The following is a 17,479-nucleotide window of genomic DNA, read 5'->3' as shown; positions in this document are numbered from 1 at the left end:
TAGAATAAGATATAAACTACGAAAGAACTTTTAATGGTCCTCTCAATCACCTATTTTTTCAACTAAATTTTTTACATCTGACCACTCTTCTATTGACCCTGCGTCCGGAAAAACTGTAACTACATTAAAATTCGCACCTTTTTCTTTCCCAATTTGTTTAGCTGCTAATAAATTCGCTGCCGCAGAAGTTCCTATTTTTATACCAGTATCTTTGTAAAAACGTGCCATTTCATACAGGGTATCTTCATATGAATAAGTCCATTGTTTTTCTATCAAATTTTCTTCCTGTTCTATGAAATGTTGTTTCCTTCCTAAGCCGAACCCACCTGATCCAGCATATTTCTTTAAATCATTTGGTGGTTGTTCCGAACCATAAGGCAATTCAGCAGGCATTACTAAATGTAGTTCAACATTTTTTGTATAATTCTTTATTGCTGTATAGACTCCCATTAGAGTTCCACCAGTACCAGCAGATGCTACCCATGCATGTATTGGTTTTCCAATCATTTGTGCAATAATTTCTCGCCCTGTACCTTCTATATGACTTACTAGATTTGCATTATTATAATGTTGGAATAAAAAGTATAATTCTGGATTTTGTTTACTAATCTCTACTGTTTTCTCAATTACTGCGTAGAACCCTTTACATTTATCAACTAAGATTACGTTAGCACCATAACGATCAAGTTCATTTAATAGAGATTTACCGGTTCCAGAACTTAAAACTAACATGCATTGAATCCCTAAATAATTACAAATACACCCAATTGACCTCGCTAAGCTTCCACCACTATACTCTAAAATATTTTGTTTTTTGTCCGCTTCTTGTAAATATTTATTAATCATTCCAAGTGCTGCCCTATCCTTAATCGATCCTGTAGGATTGTGCCATTCACATTTAGCATAGATAGAAAGGTCCTTCGTTTCTTCGCATTTTAATTTCATGAGAGGTGTATTTCCAACATGTTTAGAAAACTCTTCAAAATAGTTTACTATCATACTTTTATACCTCCTTCATAAATTATGTTTATTACATTTGTTCTCAGCCAAAATACTTTCTACATTTTAATAACTCTCTCAATAAGATCTTCTTATATAAAAATCCCTACAAACACTGTAGGGATTTATGTCTAAATCATTTTGTTACACTCTATTTCATATGAAAATAGTTTCCTTATTCAGATGCATTCATAAGCACAATTCTCCAACCATCTGGATCCTCTATTGTGGTTCCTTTCTCTATCCAATACGGGTTTTCTGGTTCCACCTCATGATAGCCCATATTACTTAATCGATTCACTATCTTTTCAATTTCATCTTTATTAGGCATATAAAAAACTAGTAAATTATCTTTTGTCGGTGCCGGACATGGACTTCCATTAACATGTGTAGTAAACTCCAAATGATACTCTTCATCTGGTAAGCCAAACATAACCCCATCATATCCTTCATGATTGTGAAATTCCCCTATACGTTTTAAACCTAATCCTGTTTCATAAAAACTTATCACTTCTTCAAATTTATCTGTTGGTCTTGCAATTCTAAATTGAACCCAATTCTTCATGCAAATCTCCTCCTTTTCATTTTCCAAAGCTTTATAGTAATTAGTATAGGTTACATATATTCCCTTTAACATCCCTCATTAGTGTGAACTTCCTAAGTTGAAAGACCTATTAGTTAATAAACAATAGGACTTTAGTATAAAATTCATATAAAATTAGTTATATAAATGTAGAGATGAATTACAAGCTATTACGTATGAAATAGTTCTCCTTGCAGGGCCTTTATATACCGATCAGCAGATCTTTGTACAGCTTTATTCGCATCTTCCACCACACCATGAAATGCATTATATAGTCGACTAAATTGGATATCTTTTACCTTCTCTGCCATATCTCTAACTGTATTCGCTGGTAATGGAATGAGATTGGGATAACTATACATAAAACTTACCCATTTTCGATCCGAAACTACTTGTATAATATCACCTGATAACAAAATACCTTTCCCTTCATTACCGTCTTTCCAATGTATAACAGTTCCACCCTTAAAATGGCCTCCTAAGCGATGCAATGTAAGTTCTTCCGATAATATCAGATGCTCCCCAGACCAAAATTTAATTTGCTTACTCGGACGAACCACCCACTCTTTATCATCTTCATGAATATAAATAGGTACATTGAATGTTTCCGCCCATTTAACTTGTGTAGAGTAATAATGTGGATGAGAAAGTGCTATTGCTTGAATACCACCTAAATCATATATACGTTTTATCGTTTTATCATCTAAATAACTAATGCAATCCCACATAACATTTAGAGTTTTACTTTGTATTAAAAATGCTGTTTGTCCAATCGCAAATTTAGGTTTAGTAGTAATGCTATACAAACCGCTTTCTTCTTTTATTATTTCGTTTTTGTATAAATTGCTATTTTGCATCGTTTCTAATGTTGTCCATGACTGCCCAATTGGATTAACATATTGTCTTTCCTCATTACAAATTTTACAGCGAGAAGGTGCTTCTTCATTTTCGGGATACTGTACTCCACATGTAGTGCAAATATAATTATCCATATTCCCACTCCTTTTTTCATGTAATTGTTTCTTTACCAATATTTTAATAAAAAGCAAAAATATTCGAATCAATAATTGGAATGAAAATGAAATGATACGAAAGTATGATTAGTCTCCTTTCGTTTTAAGACTTTAGCCTAAGTACTATATTTTTCATTTCTTCTTTCTGTGAAAGTTGCATATCGTTTTTAATAGAAATTCCAAGTAAATTAAACTTTTACCCATTAAATAAGTGAATACATCTTTTCAAAATAAATGAACCTATTCATAGATTTCGTCACACCTTTGACATAGTTGCACTAAGCGATACACATTAGAGGTATAGTATATTTAAAGTAACGATAAAAGAATATTCAATAATTTTATCTTCCTTATCGTTACTAGATTCAATTCGTAACAAATAAAGGAGAGGTTTTAATGGAAATCGTTATTATGCTCTATGATGGAATTACTGCATTAGATGCTATTGGTCCATACGAAGTATTTACTGCAGAAAGCAACAACAACATAAAATTTGTTGCTAAAACGAAGGGATTAATAAAATTAGATTCGAAAATGGGCTATTTACATGCTGATTACAATTTTAATGAAATTACTTCAGCAGATATTCTTGTTATTCCTGGATGTCGTCCGCCTAACTTTACACAACTTATGAAGGATGAAGAAACTCTTAATTGGATTCTCCAAACACATAAAACGACAAAGTGGACTACAACTGTATGTACGGGCTCCTTAATCTTAGGTGCTACTGGTCTACTAAATGGTGTTAATGCTACTAGTCATTGGAGCTGTTTTAACTTACTTCGTTCTCTCGGAGCTATTCCAACTGAAGAGAGATTCGTGCGCCATGAAAAAATTATAACAGCTGCTGGTGTATCTGCAGGTATTGATATGGCCCTTCAGTTAATAGCTTGGGAATTTGGAGATGAAAAAAGCAAAGCAGTTCAACTCATGTTAGAATACGACCCTCAGCCTCCCTTTGATACAGGTTCTCCTAAAAAAGCGCATGCATCCTTATTAGAAGATTTAAATTTGATGATTGAAAGTTTAAATAATAAAGTTTAAATTCATCCTATTTTTCAAAACTGCAATTGATATAAAATCTTGCATACTTTTGAGTAAACTTTTTTACACTTGTAAAAAAGTTTTTTTGCATTTCCCTACCTATAATTGCTAATATAGTAGAGTAGAACTTTTATAGAGAGAAGGAAAATTATGCACAATGGAATTCGAATGACAACTTTAGTAAAAAGGGCTATGTTAGTTTGTGCGGGGGTATTATTCACATACGAAGCGGCTTTGGGATCAGTACATACTGCTCTAGCTAGTACAGAGGATGAAGCAAAATCTGTTCAACTTGTAAGTGAGATTCAAACATCTCTTGCTCCGAAAGAAGCTCCTAAACATTATAACGGGCAAGTTAGAAAAGTCGCTTATTTAACATTTGATGATGGTCCTGGAAAATACACAGCTGAGCTTTTAGATATGTTAAAGAAAGAAAATGCAAAAGCAACATTCTTCCTAATTGGTTCAAACGTAAAAGCTTTCCCTGATCTTGTAAAACGCGAAGATGCTGAAGGCCACTACGTTGGGATGCACAGTATGACTCATAACTACAAGAAACTTTACACAGAAGGTCATTACGTAGATGAAATGAAGGAAGACCAAGGCTTAATCGCTGGTGTTTTAGGTAAATCACCAGTATTAACTCGTCCATCTTACGGCTCTATGCCAGGATTAAACGAAGCTCTTCGCAACAAAGTTGTAGAAAATGGCTTAAAAGTTTGGGATTGGACAATTGATTCTTTAGACTGGAAATACAACAAAATGCAAGTTGATGCTGCATCTGCTAAAATTGTAGAGAACGTGTTACATGGTGCTACAAATCCAACAGAAGTTATCCTTATGCATGATATTCATCCACAATCAGTAAAAGCAGTACCTGGAATTATTAAAGGACTGAAAGAAAAAGGATATGAATTAGAAGCATATAATGAGAACGAACATTTCCCATTAAACTTCTGGCATGATAATCGTATGTAATGAAAAGACTTGATTCCCTTTAGCTGGGAATCAAGTCTTTTTGTCGTTTTGGGAATTACTCTTCGTATATTCGACTCAAATTCCCCCTTCTCTAATATCAATAAAAATTCAAAATCACATGTTATACTAAAATTTAGTTTAAATAAGTAGGTGCCATATGATCGTATATACAGTACAAACTGAAGAAGCTTGGAAACAATTTAAGAAACTTGGTTATTTAGAAGGTAATAAAGAATTCATCGATCCAGACGATTTATATTCATATGACTGGATGGTGCGCGTTGCTAAAACAAGATTGCCTCATTACGAAGGTAACTATCCTATTTGGGTCTGGGAAGCAAATAATTATCCAAATCGAAATCATAAAGCTTGGGGTAGAACAAATTCAAAAATGGTAATTTTGACACTAGATGTACCGAAAGAATGGGTACTATGGAGCTATTTTGACTATTGGTGCTGTGCTATGACTGATGGATCAATATATTTACATACAAAAAATAAGTGTACTTTAGATGAATGGTATACATATATGGATAAAAAATACGAGATAATATTTGATTTCGATTATTTATTATCTCATCCTGATTGGTGTCTAGATAAAGAGGATTCGTTAGAAAAACAAGGTGTTATCGGCAACATTCCCCTTTCCTTCGTAAAAAAAGTAAGGCGTTTTCGCGCTAAGGAAGATACATCTATTAATGAAATCAGAAGTGATAACTGGGATAGTAGAAAAGAAAACCGTATTAAAAAGATGAATCGAAAATTAAGAAAAAGAATCGAAAAACAAAAAAGATTGCAAAAGCGACTTATACGAAATTAAAACAGATTTATCAAAATATAGTAAGAAATTATGGATTGAATATAAAATTTCAACCCTTTTTATATTATCAACACTTTAGCACATATTAACCATAAGGAGTGATATGTATATGGAGTTTCTCTCATCTGAATATTTGTCTGCCTTGCTTGCCATCATTGTAATCGATTTAGTGTTAGCCGGAGATAATGCCATCGTAATTGGATTAGCAGCAAGAAGATTACCGAAAGACCAACAAAAAAAAGTTATTATATGGGGTACTGTCGGGGCAATCGCTATTAGAGCCCTCGCTACCTTAGTTGTCGTTTGGTTATTAAAAATACCTGGTTTACTCCTAATTGGCGGTATACTTCTTATATGGATCGCTTACAAGTTGATTGCTGAGGGTAAAAATCATGATATTAAAGCCGAAGAAGGATTTTGGTCTGCTATTAAAACCATTATTATCGCTGATGCGTTAATGGGCATTGATAATGTACTCGCTGTTGCAGGAGCTGCCCATGGTAACTTTTCTTTAGTAATCATTGGTCTATTAGTTTCTATTCCTGTAGTCGTATGGGGCAGTACATTGATTTTAAAATGGGTGGATCGTTTTCCTGTCATCATTACGATTGGAGCAGCGGTTTTAGCTTATACTGCTGCAAAAATGATTGTAGATGAGAAATGGTTTGCTGGATTTTTCGAAAGTAACCCTTTCATTAAATGGGCATTTATCATTATTATCATCGTCGGTGTATTTTTCTTCGGAAAAGCAAAACAAAAAGCAACAGCTAGTTCTGTCTAATAATGATGGTATATTTACAAATAAAAAGCGCTATTCATATGAATAGCGCCTTTTATTATTTAGCTTCCCCTTCCGGAGTCGTTTTTACCTTCGTTTTGTTTTTATCACGATTGTTATAGTTATACTTCGAACGATCTACTGGAGTGAATCCTTCCGGTGTGTAGAATCGTAATAAGTCACCATTTACGACTTGGTCAGAGTATTTTAGTGAGTTTTGAACCATTTGTTCATTTTTCTTTATTTCATCTGTAAATTCTACAGGTTTTCCAGTTGTTGTATCATAGTATTTGCCGTTTAGTGCAGTAACAGTTGGGCTTACGTAGTTACCGTTACGGAACGCAACGACTTGTTTATGCTCTGGTGATAATAAATCTGAACCGAATTGAACATAGTTTTTCGTATCTGTACCTAGTAAGTGTAATAACGTAGGAAGAACGTCAATTTCACCGCCATATTGATGTTGTACGCCACCTTTCACTCCTGGTACACGAACGATTAAAGGTACACGTTGTAACTGTGCATTTTCAAATGAGTTCATTTCTTTACCCATTACTTTTGACATTGCTGCGTTATGATTATCTGAAATACCGTAATGGTCTCCGTACATAACGATAATTGAGTTATCATATAAACCAGATTGTTTCAAGTAATCGATGAAGCCTTTTACAGATTCATCTAAATAGCGTGCTGTTTGGAAGTACGTATCTACTGATGAATCACCTGTTGTTGCTGGTTCAATCGTTGCTTCTGCCTTATCAATTGGATAAGGGAAATGGTTCGATAACGTAATAAATTTCGTATAGAAAGGTTGTTTCAACGTTTGTAATAACGGAATAGATTCATTAAAGAACGGTTTATCTTTTAATCCGTAGTTTACTACGTCTTTTTCATTCATATCGTAGTATGACGCATCAAAGAATTTATTAAAACCAAATGATTTATAAATATCGTCACGGTTCCAGAATGTTTTGTAGTTACCGTGGAATACTGCTGATGTGTATCCTTGTTGTCCTAAAATAGCTGGTGCTGATTGATACGTATTATGAGATTTCGTTGTAAAGACAGAACCTTGCGGTAAACCAAACATTGAATTCTCTAACATAAACTCCGCATCAGATGTTTTCCCTTGTCCTGTTTGATGGAAGAAGTTATCAAAGTATAGTGTATTCGCATCTTTTGTAAATGAGTTTAAGAACGGTGTAACTTCTTGACCATTTAATTTGTAATCAATTAAGAAGTTTTGGAATGACTCTAAATGAATATAAATTACGTTCATTCCCTTTCCTTTACCGAAATACTCAGGATTTGGACTTGCATAAGTTGATGTTAAATAATTTCGTACTTCTGTCATATTATCGCCATCAGCTAATGCTCGTTCTGTCGATGCTTTCGCACTTTGAATTCCATCATAAATTGTGTAGTTGTATGCCCCTAAATATTTCACAATATAATTACGGTCAAACGTTCTTGTTAATAATTCAGGACGGTCAGACTCTGCAAGACCTAAGTTAACACTGAATAATAAAATACCTGCTACAAATACTAGAGATAATTTATGCTTCGCAACACGAATTGGTTTTGGATTTGCAAATTTTGTTGCGACTAACACAATTAATATAATCGTGTCTAAAAAGTATAGTGGATCATAAAGATGTAGCAACGCAAGAATACTACCACCTAAATCTCCAAAGTTATTCGTTTGTGTTAATGTCGGGAACGTAATAAAGTCACTGAAAAAGCGATAGTATACTACGTTTGCGTATAAAAGAATCGACAATAACAAGTTGATAACGATTAACCAAATATAAGATCGTTTCCCTTTTGCAAATAATGCAAGTCCTAAAAATAGAACTGCTGAACTAAGCGGGTTGAAAAACAGCAAGAATTTTTGGATTGTGTTTGAAATTCCTAAATTAAATTCCGTTACATACGCGGCATATGTTTTGAGCCAAAATAAAATAACGGCAAACAGAAAGAATCCAAAATGATTGCTTAACACACTTTTGCTCTTTAATAAGAACTGTTTCATTTCTCCACCTCTTTTAATCATCCAAGGCTTATTTTTTATAAGTCTGTCTCTCTATTCAAATTTTCTTCTTCAAATAGATTATCTTTATTTAACTATATGAAGAATATTAGTAATTATAATTTGAAGCTAGTATTTATTCAACTATTTCTTTTTAAACATTTTGACCTTGGTTTCTATTTAACAAAATAAATTTGTAACATTTCCTGTTTTCTCCCAAGATTCATCCACTAATTATGACATCCCATACTATATACCTTTATAAACTCATTCGCAAACTATTCTATCTCCAATTTTGGTACATATTTCACATGACAAAATAATGTTATTTAATTATATCGCTCATCTTACATTTCCCTACTTCAACTAAATCTTAAATTCATTACATCTCTTCCATACATGAAAAACCCTCATGTTCACTAATGTTATATTTGAATAATTATTCATTTACCCTACCAGTGGTGTTATGTTTTCTCGACAAAAAAACTCGCTCTAAAAAGAGCGAGTTTTTTCATGATATATTATTGACCTTTGTACATTGCATCTACTTGTTTTTGAAGTTCTTCATTTTCTAAGTACTCATCGTAAGTTGCCTCTTTATCGATTACACCGTTTGGTGTTACTTCGATAATGCGGTTTGCAATTGTTTGTACGAACTGATGGTCATGAGATGTGAATAACATTGTACCTTTGAAAGCAATTAAACCGTTGTTTAATGCAGTGATAGACTCAAGGTCTAAGTGGTTCGTTGGATCGTCAAGTGTAATTACGTTCGCACCACTTAACATCATTTTAGATAACATACAACGAACTTTTTCGCCTCCAGATAATACAGAAACGTTCTTCTTAACTTCTTCACCTGAGAATAACATACGGCCTAAGAAACCACGTAAGAAGCTTTCTGACTCATCTTGTGGAGAGAATTGGCGTAACCAATCAACTAAGTTATAGTCACTGTTCTCAAAGTACTTAGAGTTATCTCTTGGGAAGTAAGATTGAGATGTTGTAACACCCCATTTGAATGAACCGCTATCTGGCTCCATTTCACCCATAAGGATTTTAAATAATGTTGTCATCGCGATATCGTTACGACCGATAAATGCAACTTTATCACCTTTATTTAAAGTGAAGTACACATTATCTAACACTTTTTCGCCATCAATTGTTTTAGAAAGGCCTTCAACAGTTAATAAGTCATTTCCTATTTCACGCTCAGGTGTGAAGCCAACGAATGGGTAACGACGTGATGATGGTCTAATATCATCTAATGTAATTTTATCTAATAATTTTTTACGAGAAGTTGCTTGTTTCGCTTTAGATGCGTTTGAGCTAAAGCGTGCAATGAAGTTTTGTAACTCTTTTACTTTCTCTTCTTTTTTCTTATTAGCATCTTGTGTTAATTTTAAAGCTAATTGGCTTGACTCATACCAGAAGTCATAGTTACCAACATAAAGTTGAATTTTACCGAAATCAAGATCAGCCATGTGCGTACATACTTTATTTAAGAAGTGACGGTCATGGGATACAACGATTACTGTATTTTCAAAGTTCATTAAGAAGTTTTCTAACCATTGAATCGCTTTTAAGTCCAAGTGGTTGGTAGGCTCATCTAGTAATAGAATATCAGGTTTACCGAATAATGCTTGAGCAAGTAATACTTTTACTTTCTCTGCACCAGTCAATTCTGATAATTTTTTGTCATGAAGATCTTCACCAATACCAAGACCTTTTAGAAGGATTGCAGCTTCTGACTCAGCTTCCCAACCGTTAAGCTCAGCGAACTCACCTTCAAGTTCTGCAGCACGCATTCCATCTTCATCACTAAAGTCTTCTTTCATGTAAATAGCATTTTTCTCTTGCATTACTTTGTAAAGTTGCGTGTGACCCATAATTACTGTTTCTAATACTGGGAACTCTTCATATTCGAAGTGGTTCTGTTTTAATACTGCTAGACGCTCACCTGGCGTAATATGTATATCACCTGTTGATGGTTCAATTTCTCCAGATAAAATCTTTAGAAATGTTGATTTACCAGCACCGTTTGCTCCGATTAAACCGTAGCAGTTACCTGGCGTGAATTTTATGTTAACATCTTCAAATAATTTGCGATCCGCGAAACGCAAACTAACGTTACTTACTGTAATCATTTGTGTCCTCCTACTAATACCGCTTATTTCAGCGTTTTCTCACCGATTGTCTTAAAAAATCGCATATTACGACTCAATTATTGTAGACTATAGCTATTATATAGTAGAAGCTGGATGAATAGCAACGGTTGATTACCTTTCTATAATGAAATCGGATAGTTTTTATCCATTCCCCTAGCTATTGTATGTATATCATTGACCTCTTTCTCATATAACCATTCACTTCTCATTCTGTAATACATTGGATTCATTTTTTATTTGAAATTTTATATATAGAAAAACTGTAGAGAAATCATCCCCTACAGTCTTCACTTATTTCGTATTTATTATCTTTTCTTTATAACTCTTCAATTTACTCGTTAACCCCATTAAAGCAGGTAACAATATCGGCATCACGATTAAAGCTAATAGTAATAGTGCAACGCCAACAACTGATGCTACTTGTATAAGTGTTAATACACCTGAAGGGATTAATGCTGCAAATGTCCCTACTAAAATTAGCGCCGCTGATAATACAACTCCTCCTATATGACGAGATGCAGTTATAATTTTCGTTACCGAATCCCCTTCTACCTCGTTATAGCGCATCATTACGAAAATACTATAATCCACTCCTAAAGCGACAATCATAATGAAGCTAAAGAATGGAACATTCCAGCTTAATGACTCTACATGTAATACATGTGCACTAATTTGTTCGCTTATACCAAGCGATGCAAAGTACGCTAATAGTAATGAGCCAATAATATATATTGTATTTAATAATGAACGTGTAATTACCATTAATACAATCGCAATTCCAAATAACATAATCGTAGCTGTACGTAAGAAATCTTGCCCCGTTACTTCTTTTAAATCAACGTTTCTAGCTGTTGTTCCGCCAATTGCTGTTTTCGCATCCTTTAATTCCGTTCCCTTTACAGTGCCTTCGATTGTTTTATTGATTTCTTGAATAATCGGCATTGCTTCTTTTGAATACGGATTTACATCTAAAATGATGGTCATTTTAGCAATCTTTCTATCTTGTGACATGTACGTGTTCAATGCTTTTTGGAAATCTTCTCCCTCTAACACTTCTTTTGGAATATAAAACTTCTCAGAGCTTTTCGATTCATTGAGCTCCCCTAAATATTTCTGCGCGTCATGCAGGCCATTGCTTACTTTTCCAAGCCCTTCTGTACTTTTAGATAAACCGGATTGTAATTGCCCCATCTTTTCCTGCAGGTCTTTAAGGCCCGTTAAAAGTTGCCCTTGCCCATCGTTTATTTTCGTTAATCCAGATTGTAACTCAGCTGATTTATTCGCAATTTGTTTTGAACCTGCAGAACCTTCATTTAATCCATTTTTAAGATCCGCTGCTCCCTTTTGTAACTTATTAATTCCATTGTTCATTTCTTTTAAGCCGTTATCCACTTTCAGTAACGATTGATTCGCTTCTTTAAATGAACTCATCGCTGCTTTATGTTGCGTTGCTAATTGATTTAATTCTTTTGAAAGTACATTTAATTGTTTTTGAGCTTCTTTAGCAATCCCTATCGTTTGTTGTATGTTTGAATCATTCGCTAGTTCTGGTTTCGTTTGAACGAAATTGGTCATTAACATTTCAATTTGTTCATATCCCTTTTTCGCACCATCAATTGCTTGAGAAATGCTTCCGAAGTACTGATCGTAAGAGCTTAAACCTTTTTCTAACTGTGCATAGCCAGCATGCAGCTGCGACGTTGCATTAGATAGAACATTTATATTTTCGTTTACTGAAGCTAAGCCACTCTCAATTTGCTGTGCTCCTTGTGCACCGTCGTTTATGCCATTTGATAATTGATGTAAAGCTGTTCCTAATGCTGCTACCCCGTTTTTCGCCTCGTTCGTTCCATCAATTAATTTTTGAACATTCGCAAGACTATTTGAATCATTACTTCCCATTTTATTTTTCGCATCCGTTAATCCATCATTAATTTCCTTTATGCCACCATCGGCATCTCCTAATCCTGTATTCAATTCTCCCGCTTGCTTATTTAAATATAATTCTTTTATCTTCTCACCAGTTGGACGTGTTGGTGCATATACTTCTGATACACCTTTAACTTTCAAAATTTTATCAGTTAATTCGTCTAAAATTTGTAGAGAAGTTCCTTCATCCAGCTTTTTATCAGATTGAATGACTAATGTACTCGGTGAAGAGAAACCAGGCGGAAAATGATCCTCTATTACGTTAATACCCATCTTTGATTCATACTTATTATCTACTTCAAATAAATCATTGTAATTTAGTGTATTAGAGTATTTTAATATGAAAGGAATCGATATTACAAATACGATGATTAAAGCGACAAATGGCCTTGCTACTGAGTTTTTCGCAAAGAATCCCCATAAGCGACTATCCTCATGACCTTTAAATGTTTTAACTGGATAAAACATTCCTTTTCCTAAAAGCACCATAAAAAATGGATTTAAAGTCGTTAATACGAGTAGTAATACTAAAACACCAATTGCTACCGCTGAAGTAGATTGATATAATTTAAAATTCGCTAATGCAAGTGATGCAAAACCAATTAGCACCGCTATACCGCTATATAATACGGTTTTACCTGCCGATTTAAATGTTTCTTTCGTGGCCCAAAATGCATTTTCTTGTTTACTTAATTCTTCTTTAAACCTCGTATATAATAAAATGTTATAATCTGTTCCTACTCCAAAGAGGACGACGACTACGAACACTTGTGTAAAGTTTGAAAATGGGAAATTAAATTGATCTACAAGCTGAGCAATAATCCCCATTGAAACTAAATACGACACACCGACTGTAAGAAGAGAAACAATCGGAACAACTGGTGAACGAAATACGAGGATTAATACTACAAGAATGAAAATGATTGAAATAACTTCTGTCTTTTTCACTCCCTCTTGAGAGGATTTAAGAAAATCACCCGCTATTAAGTCACTTCCTGTTAAATACGTTTTTACTCCTTTCGTTTGCACCTTTTCATGCAGATTATTTGAAACCCTTGATATTTCACCATGTTTTTTATCTATCGATATTTGCGTTAAAATAGTCGTATTATCTTTAGAAACTAATTGTTTCTCCAAGTCTTTATTATCTAAATGCGAAACAACTTCCTTAATTCCTAATTGCTCTTTTTCATTTTGCAGGGCGTTGATCGTTTTTGTTATTTCCTTCTTTTGTTCATCTGTTAAAGCTGCCTTATTGCCACTATTAAAAACGGCTATAATTTCATACTTTTCAACCCCTTCTTTATCCATCTCTTTAATCATCTTGTCAGCAATGCTGCTTTGTTCTGTATTAGGGATTGTAATTTTCCCTTTTTCCTTCACTAATTTATCCATATTAGGCATCGTTACAACCATTGTAATAGTAATAACTATCCATAATAGAAAAGATAAACTTCTCCAACTTTTTAACTTGCTCATTTAAATCATCTCCCATTATGAAATTTACACGCGGAATGAATATTCATTCCTATTCTTTTGAAAACCCTTTCGGAATGAACGTTCATTCCTATCATTCTATTAAATTATTCATTAACTTTATTAAACTAGGTAATACGGAATGAATATTCATTCCTTTAGTTGTAAAGATTTATCATCTCCTGTTATTCTTTTTCATACCTCTCTCGGAATGAATGTTCATTCCTGTCCTTATAACGCTATAGAATCAAATGATTCTAATAGCATTCCAACAACTTTCTTCCAATTCCTTTACTAATTCATCTGTATATTCTAACTGCCCTGTTTCCATTACTTTAATTAATTTTTCAATTGGTTGATATACAATAATAATTAAAGCAATTGGTGGTAATGGACGAAGCAAACCTTTTTCGATTCCATCTTCAATCAAGTTCATGAAGAAACCCATGAAGTCCTCGAATATTTCATTGCTATGTTCATCTAGAAAATAACTATCACAGTGAGAATTTGTAAAAAGAAAAGCATCTGCATTTTGTCTCGCAAATTCAAATAAACGGTTGTATGTATGGCTAAACTGTTCACGAATATTTGCACCGACCGGGAAATCATTTTTTATTAATTCCGATAGTTGTAAAACACTTTTCGTAAATAAAGAATTAACAAGCGCTTCTTTATTTTCAAAATAACGGTAGATCGTACCTGCGCCTACTTTTGCTTTTTCAGCAATCATCGGAATTGTTGTACCATCATAACCTCGTTCTGCAAAAAGTTGTATTGCAGCATCAAAAATATCCTCTTGTTTGTTTTTAGCCATTTTTCCACCTCAATTTCCAGGAATGAAAATTCATTCCGTTTTTAATTATAAATTACATGAATTAAAAGTCAAGTGCGTGACAAAGTATAACTGTGATTTTTTATCCTCTATTTGTGAATGAAATTATATGAGTGACTTTCTGGATATATTGGCGCAACTTAAAATTATATCAGCGATTCTCATGATATATTGACTTACCGACAAAAATTCACAATATAAGAGGAAGCTATCCCGAAATTTCACTTAGGATAGCCCACCTTCATACATACAAATTAAAAGAAATCATAAATAAATGGCTTACGCACTGGTACTAGATTCTCAATTGACCGTATTGCCTCGTCACTTCCACTTATTAATTCAAGTTCATTTAGTTCTAATGGGCGTTTATAACCAAACATTATTGCCGATAGTGCATTTATATTCAGTTTTATTCCTTTTTCCGTTGTTTCTTCTACAATTGTTATTTCATGATTTGCAAGTCTCACTGTTACGTTATTCCACGGAGCAAATGCGTCTGTAATGTGAAGGATCACTTCTTGCTGTACATTGTTCCAATTCAACTCATATTGTTTTAAGAACTGCTCTACATCTACAATTCTTCCCATAAAATATGGTTTTATTTCTGTCTTCACGCGTGGCTCTTGCAATGAATATAACAACGGTTCGTTTTCACTTACTGTCATTTCAAGTTCTTTAATCATAGAATCATGCTGGCAAATAAAGTTCCACAGACCATTTCGTGCTTCATTATGTAGTGGTACAAATTCTTCTACTGTCATTTTATAGTTTTCTATTTTGTATAACATGTAACCTGCTGCCCTTTTATTTTCATCATAGTAAATCGCTAATGTTAAATCATCATAAACCGCTTGTAACCACCAGTTCTTCTCTCGAACTAGCATACCTGAAAAACGTTCTGCAAATACTTCATAGAGCTTTTCGACCTCTTCTGGATGATTTTCTTTATTAAAACGTTTCACAGTTCCATTTACTTGTTTTTTCATCACTAAATCGCTCTTAATCATATGACATGTGACTAAATTCGCACAAAGTTCCCAGCCGTATTTACGGTAAAATGAAACCGCAAATGGATGTAACATAGAGACTGTATAGCCATCTTTTTTCATCGTTTGAAGTGAATGTTGAAGTAGCTCTTTTACATACCCACTTCTTCTATACTCAGGATACGTCGCTACCCCTGCAACGCCACCCATTTTAAATTTTTCTTTACCTATGTAAATATGAAACGGAATAAGATGTAATTTTGCTGCTAAGTCTTCCCCTTCCATAATGCCGTATATTTCATGACTTTCCTTCATCTTTGTAAGTTGCTGCTGTAATCGTTCCTCATCTACTTTATATTGAAAAGCGTATTCTGATAAACGTAATGCTTCTCTGAACTTATCTTCTTTTAATTGTATGACATTCATATAATTCTCCTCCATTCCCTGTTTGAATTGTATCACAATTCTTTCTATTTTAGTTCGGTAAGTGAAATTAGAAAGACATTTTAACAAAAAAAGCAGATACATCACGTATCTGCTTTCTATCCTTATTATTTAGCTAACTTTTGAAGTTCATCAAAGAATGTAGGATATGATACACCTACTGCTTCTGCATCTTCAATAATTGTTTTTCCTTCTGCCAGGCAGCCAGCAATCGCAAGCATCATTCCGATGCGATGATCACCATAACTATTTACTGTATTGCCTTTTAGAGCTGATTTTCCGTAAATGATCATGCCGTCATCAGTTGCTTCTATGCGAGCTCCTAGTTTCGTTAACTCAGCAACGACTGTATCAATACGATTTGTTTCTTTTACTTTTAATTCGTGTGCATCTTTAATTACTGTAATTCCTTCCGCTTGCGTTGCCGCTAATGCGATTACAGGAATCTCATCGATTAATCTAGGGATAATATCTCCGCCAATTTCAATTCCTTTTAACGAAGATGTTTCAATTGTAATATTTGCAGCTGGTTCTGATGCCCCTTCGTTAATTATATCTACAGTGAACGTAGCACCCATTTTCTCTAAAACATCAATAATACCTGTACGAGTTGGATTCATTCCTACATTTTGTAATACTAGTTTACTATTTGGGATGATTGCACCTGCTACTAAGAAAAATGCTGCTGATGATACGTCACCTGGCACTTGAATGTCTGTTGCTGTTAATTTTTGTCCACCTGACAGCCTCACTGTTTTCCCTTCGCGAGTTACTTTAACACCAAATGCTTCAAGCATTCTTTCCGTATGGTCGCGTGAAATATGTGGTTCTGTAACAGCTGTTACACCTTCTGCACGAAGACCTGCAAGTAAAATAGCTGACTTTACTTGTGCACTTGCAACAGGAGAAATATATTCAATTGCTTTTAAATCTCCGCCACGTATTGTTAGCGGTGTAAATGTTCCTTCTTCTCTGCCGTCAATGTTTGCACCCATTTGTTTTAATGGGTTTGTTACACGCTTCATAGGTCTTTTTGCGATAGACTCATCACCTTGTACGCAAGAGAAAAATGGTGTGTTAGCTAATATACCTGACATTAATCGAATTGTTGTACCAGAATTACCAACATCTAATACAGCTTTCGGTTCTTGTAAACCTTCTAATCCTTTACCAACTACAGTAACTTCATCACCGTTTTGCGTAATTTCTACTCCCATTTCTTTAAAACATGAAATCGTACTTAAACAGTCTGCACCGGGCAAGAAACCTTTAATTGTTGTTTTCCCTTCTGCAATCGAACCGAACATAACAGCACGGTGTGAAATGGATTTATCACCTGGGATTGTAATATTGCCATTCAATCCGTTATTAACAGGTTGTATTGTTCTTTCTTTCACGTT

At 34.1% G+C, this 17,479-nt stretch carries 13 protein-coding genes; 4 read left to right on the top strand and 9 right to left on the bottom strand.

The window, feature by feature from the left end; translation table 11 throughout:
• Positions 1–42: 42 nt before the first annotated feature.
• The 3 genes from CQ064_RS23540 to CQ064_RS23530 all read right to left on the bottom strand — a co-directional run bounded on the left by CQ064_RS23540 (position 43) and on the right by CQ064_RS23530 (position 2,574).
• The gene (locus tag CQ064_RS23540) at positions 43–999 is read right to left on the bottom strand and encodes a PLP-dependent cysteine synthase family protein (protein ID WP_000636848.1); all 957 of its coding nucleotides are present in this window, start codon (positions 997–999) and stop codon (positions 43–45) included.
• 175 nt (positions 1,000–1,174) lie between these two features.
• The gene (locus tag CQ064_RS23535) at positions 1,175–1,564 is read right to left on the bottom strand and encodes a VOC family protein (RefSeq protein WP_000800670.1); all 390 of its coding nucleotides are present in this window, start codon (positions 1,562–1,564) and stop codon (positions 1,175–1,177) included.
• 188 nt (positions 1,565–1,752) lie between these two features.
• Entirely contained in the window at positions 1,753–2,574 is an 822-nt protein-coding gene (locus CQ064_RS23530; protein ID WP_000371019.1) for an MBL fold metallo-hydrolase, read from the bottom strand.
• Positions 2,575–2,991: 417 nt separating this feature from the next.
• On the opposite strand from CQ064_RS23530, the gene CQ064_RS23525 reads away from it, so the two are divergent.
• The 4 genes from CQ064_RS23525 to CQ064_RS23510 all read left to right on the top strand — a co-directional run bounded on the left by CQ064_RS23525 (position 2,992) and on the right by CQ064_RS23510 (position 6,218).
• Entirely contained in the window at positions 2,992–3,639 is a 648-nt protein-coding gene (locus CQ064_RS23525) for a DJ-1/PfpI family protein (RefSeq protein ID WP_000407026.1), read from the top strand.
• A gap of 150 nt (positions 3,640–3,789) precedes the next feature.
• Positions 3,790–4,617, top strand: a complete 828-nt coding sequence (locus tag CQ064_RS23520; protein WP_000551449.1) for a peptidoglycan-N-acetylglucosamine deacetylase — start codon at positions 3,790–3,792, stop codon at positions 4,615–4,617.
• 157 nt (positions 4,618–4,774) lie between these two features.
• Positions 4,775–5,437, top strand: a complete 663-nt coding sequence (locus CQ064_RS23515) for a DUF3841 domain-containing protein (RefSeq protein WP_000637700.1) — start codon at positions 4,775–4,777, stop codon at positions 5,435–5,437.
• Between the two features lie 109 nt (positions 5,438–5,546).
• Positions 5,547–6,218: a TerC family protein gene (locus CQ064_RS23510; protein ID WP_000395168.1), complete on the top strand. Its 672-nt coding sequence runs from the start codon at positions 5,547–5,549 to the stop codon at positions 6,216–6,218.
• Positions 6,219–6,273: 55 nt separating this feature from the next.
• On the opposite strand, the gene ltaS is transcribed toward CQ064_RS23510, so the two are convergent.
• From ltaS to aroA, 6 genes are all read right to left on the bottom strand, one after another.
• On the bottom strand, positions 6,274–8,247 hold the full coding sequence (gene ltaS / locus CQ064_RS23505) for a lipoteichoic acid synthase (protein ID WP_000808748.1): 1,974 nt from the start codon (positions 8,245–8,247) through the stop codon (positions 6,274–6,276).
• 518 nt (positions 8,248–8,765) lie between these two features.
• On the bottom strand, positions 8,766–10,391 hold the full coding sequence (locus CQ064_RS23500; RefSeq protein ID WP_000633860.1) for an ABC-F family ATP-binding cassette domain-containing protein: 1,626 nt from the start codon (positions 10,389–10,391) through the stop codon (positions 8,766–8,768).
• A gap of 312 nt (positions 10,392–10,703) precedes the next feature.
• Positions 10,704–13,820 (bottom strand): MMPL family transporter, encoded by a 3,117-nt coding sequence (locus tag CQ064_RS23495; RefSeq protein ID WP_000040289.1) that lies wholly within the window; start codon positions 13,818–13,820, stop codon positions 10,704–10,706.
• A 244-nt stretch (positions 13,821–14,064) separates the two neighbouring features.
• Positions 14,065–14,631, bottom strand: coding sequence for a TetR/AcrR family transcriptional regulator (locus tag CQ064_RS23490; RefSeq protein WP_001107291.1), 567 nt, complete (start codon positions 14,629–14,631; stop codon positions 14,065–14,067).
• A gap of 272 nt (positions 14,632–14,903) precedes the next feature.
• Complete coding sequence (locus CQ064_RS23485) at positions 14,904–16,061, bottom strand: GNAT family N-acetyltransferase (RefSeq protein WP_001100923.1); 1,158 nt, start codon at positions 16,059–16,061, stop codon at positions 14,904–14,906.
• Positions 16,062–16,186: 125 nt separating this feature from the next.
• Positions 16,187–17,476 (bottom strand): 3-phosphoshikimate 1-carboxyvinyltransferase, encoded by a 1,290-nt coding sequence (gene aroA / locus CQ064_RS23480; protein ID WP_000664633.1) that lies wholly within the window; start codon positions 17,474–17,476, stop codon positions 16,187–16,189.
• Positions 17,477–17,479: the final 3 nt, after the last annotated feature.

It is taken from the genome of Bacillus sp. MYb78, from assembly GCF_002975115.1.
Lineage (GTDB): Bacteria > Bacillota > Bacilli > Bacillales > Bacillaceae_G > Bacillus_A > Bacillus_A cereus.
Note: the sequence above shows the minus strand (reverse complement) of the source record. Positions and strands in the feature narration are given on the sequence as shown.

What these genes read in the sequence shown, in the direction of transcription:
- ltaS (WP_000808748.1), bottom strand. Translation starts at nt 8,247, where the DNA reads ATGAAACAGTTCTTATTAAAGAGCAAAAGTGTGTTAAGCAATCATTTT.
- CQ064_RS23485 (WP_001100923.1), bottom strand. Translation starts at nt 16,061, where the DNA reads ATGAATGTCATACAATTAAAAGAAGATAAGTTCAGAGAAGCATTACGT.
- CQ064_RS23515 (WP_000637700.1), top strand. Translation starts at nt 4,775, where the DNA reads ATGATCGTATATACAGTACAAACTGAAGAAGCTTGGAAACAATTTAAG.
- CQ064_RS23520 (WP_000551449.1), top strand. Translation starts at nt 3,790, where the DNA reads ATGCACAATGGAATTCGAATGACAACTTTAGTAAAAAGGGCTATGTTA.
- CQ064_RS23510 (WP_000395168.1), top strand. Translation starts at nt 5,547, where the DNA reads ATGGAGTTTCTCTCATCTGAATATTTGTCTGCCTTGCTTGCCATCATT.
- CQ064_RS23490 (WP_001107291.1), bottom strand. Translation starts at nt 14,631, where the DNA reads ATGGCTAAAAACAAACAAGAGGATATTTTTGATGCTGCAATACAACTT.
- CQ064_RS23535 (WP_000800670.1), bottom strand. Translation starts at nt 1,564, where the DNA reads ATGAAGAATTGGGTTCAATTTAGAATTGCAAGACCAACAGATAAATTT.
- CQ064_RS23530 (WP_000371019.1), bottom strand. Translation starts at nt 2,574, where the DNA reads ATGGATAATTATATTTGCACTACATGTGGAGTACAGTATCCCGAAAAT.
- CQ064_RS23495 (WP_000040289.1), bottom strand. Translation starts at nt 13,820, where the DNA reads ATGAGCAAGTTAAAAAGTTGGAGAAGTTTATCTTTTCTATTATGGATA.
- CQ064_RS23540 (WP_000636848.1), bottom strand. Translation starts at nt 999, where the DNA reads ATGATAGTAAACTATTTTGAAGAGTTTTCTAAACATGTTGGAAATACA.
- CQ064_RS23525 (WP_000407026.1), top strand. Translation starts at nt 2,992, where the DNA reads ATGGAAATCGTTATTATGCTCTATGATGGAATTACTGCATTAGATGCT.
- CQ064_RS23500 (WP_000633860.1), bottom strand. Translation starts at nt 10,391, where the DNA reads ATGATTACAGTAAGTAACGTTAGTTTGCGTTTCGCGGATCGCAAATTA.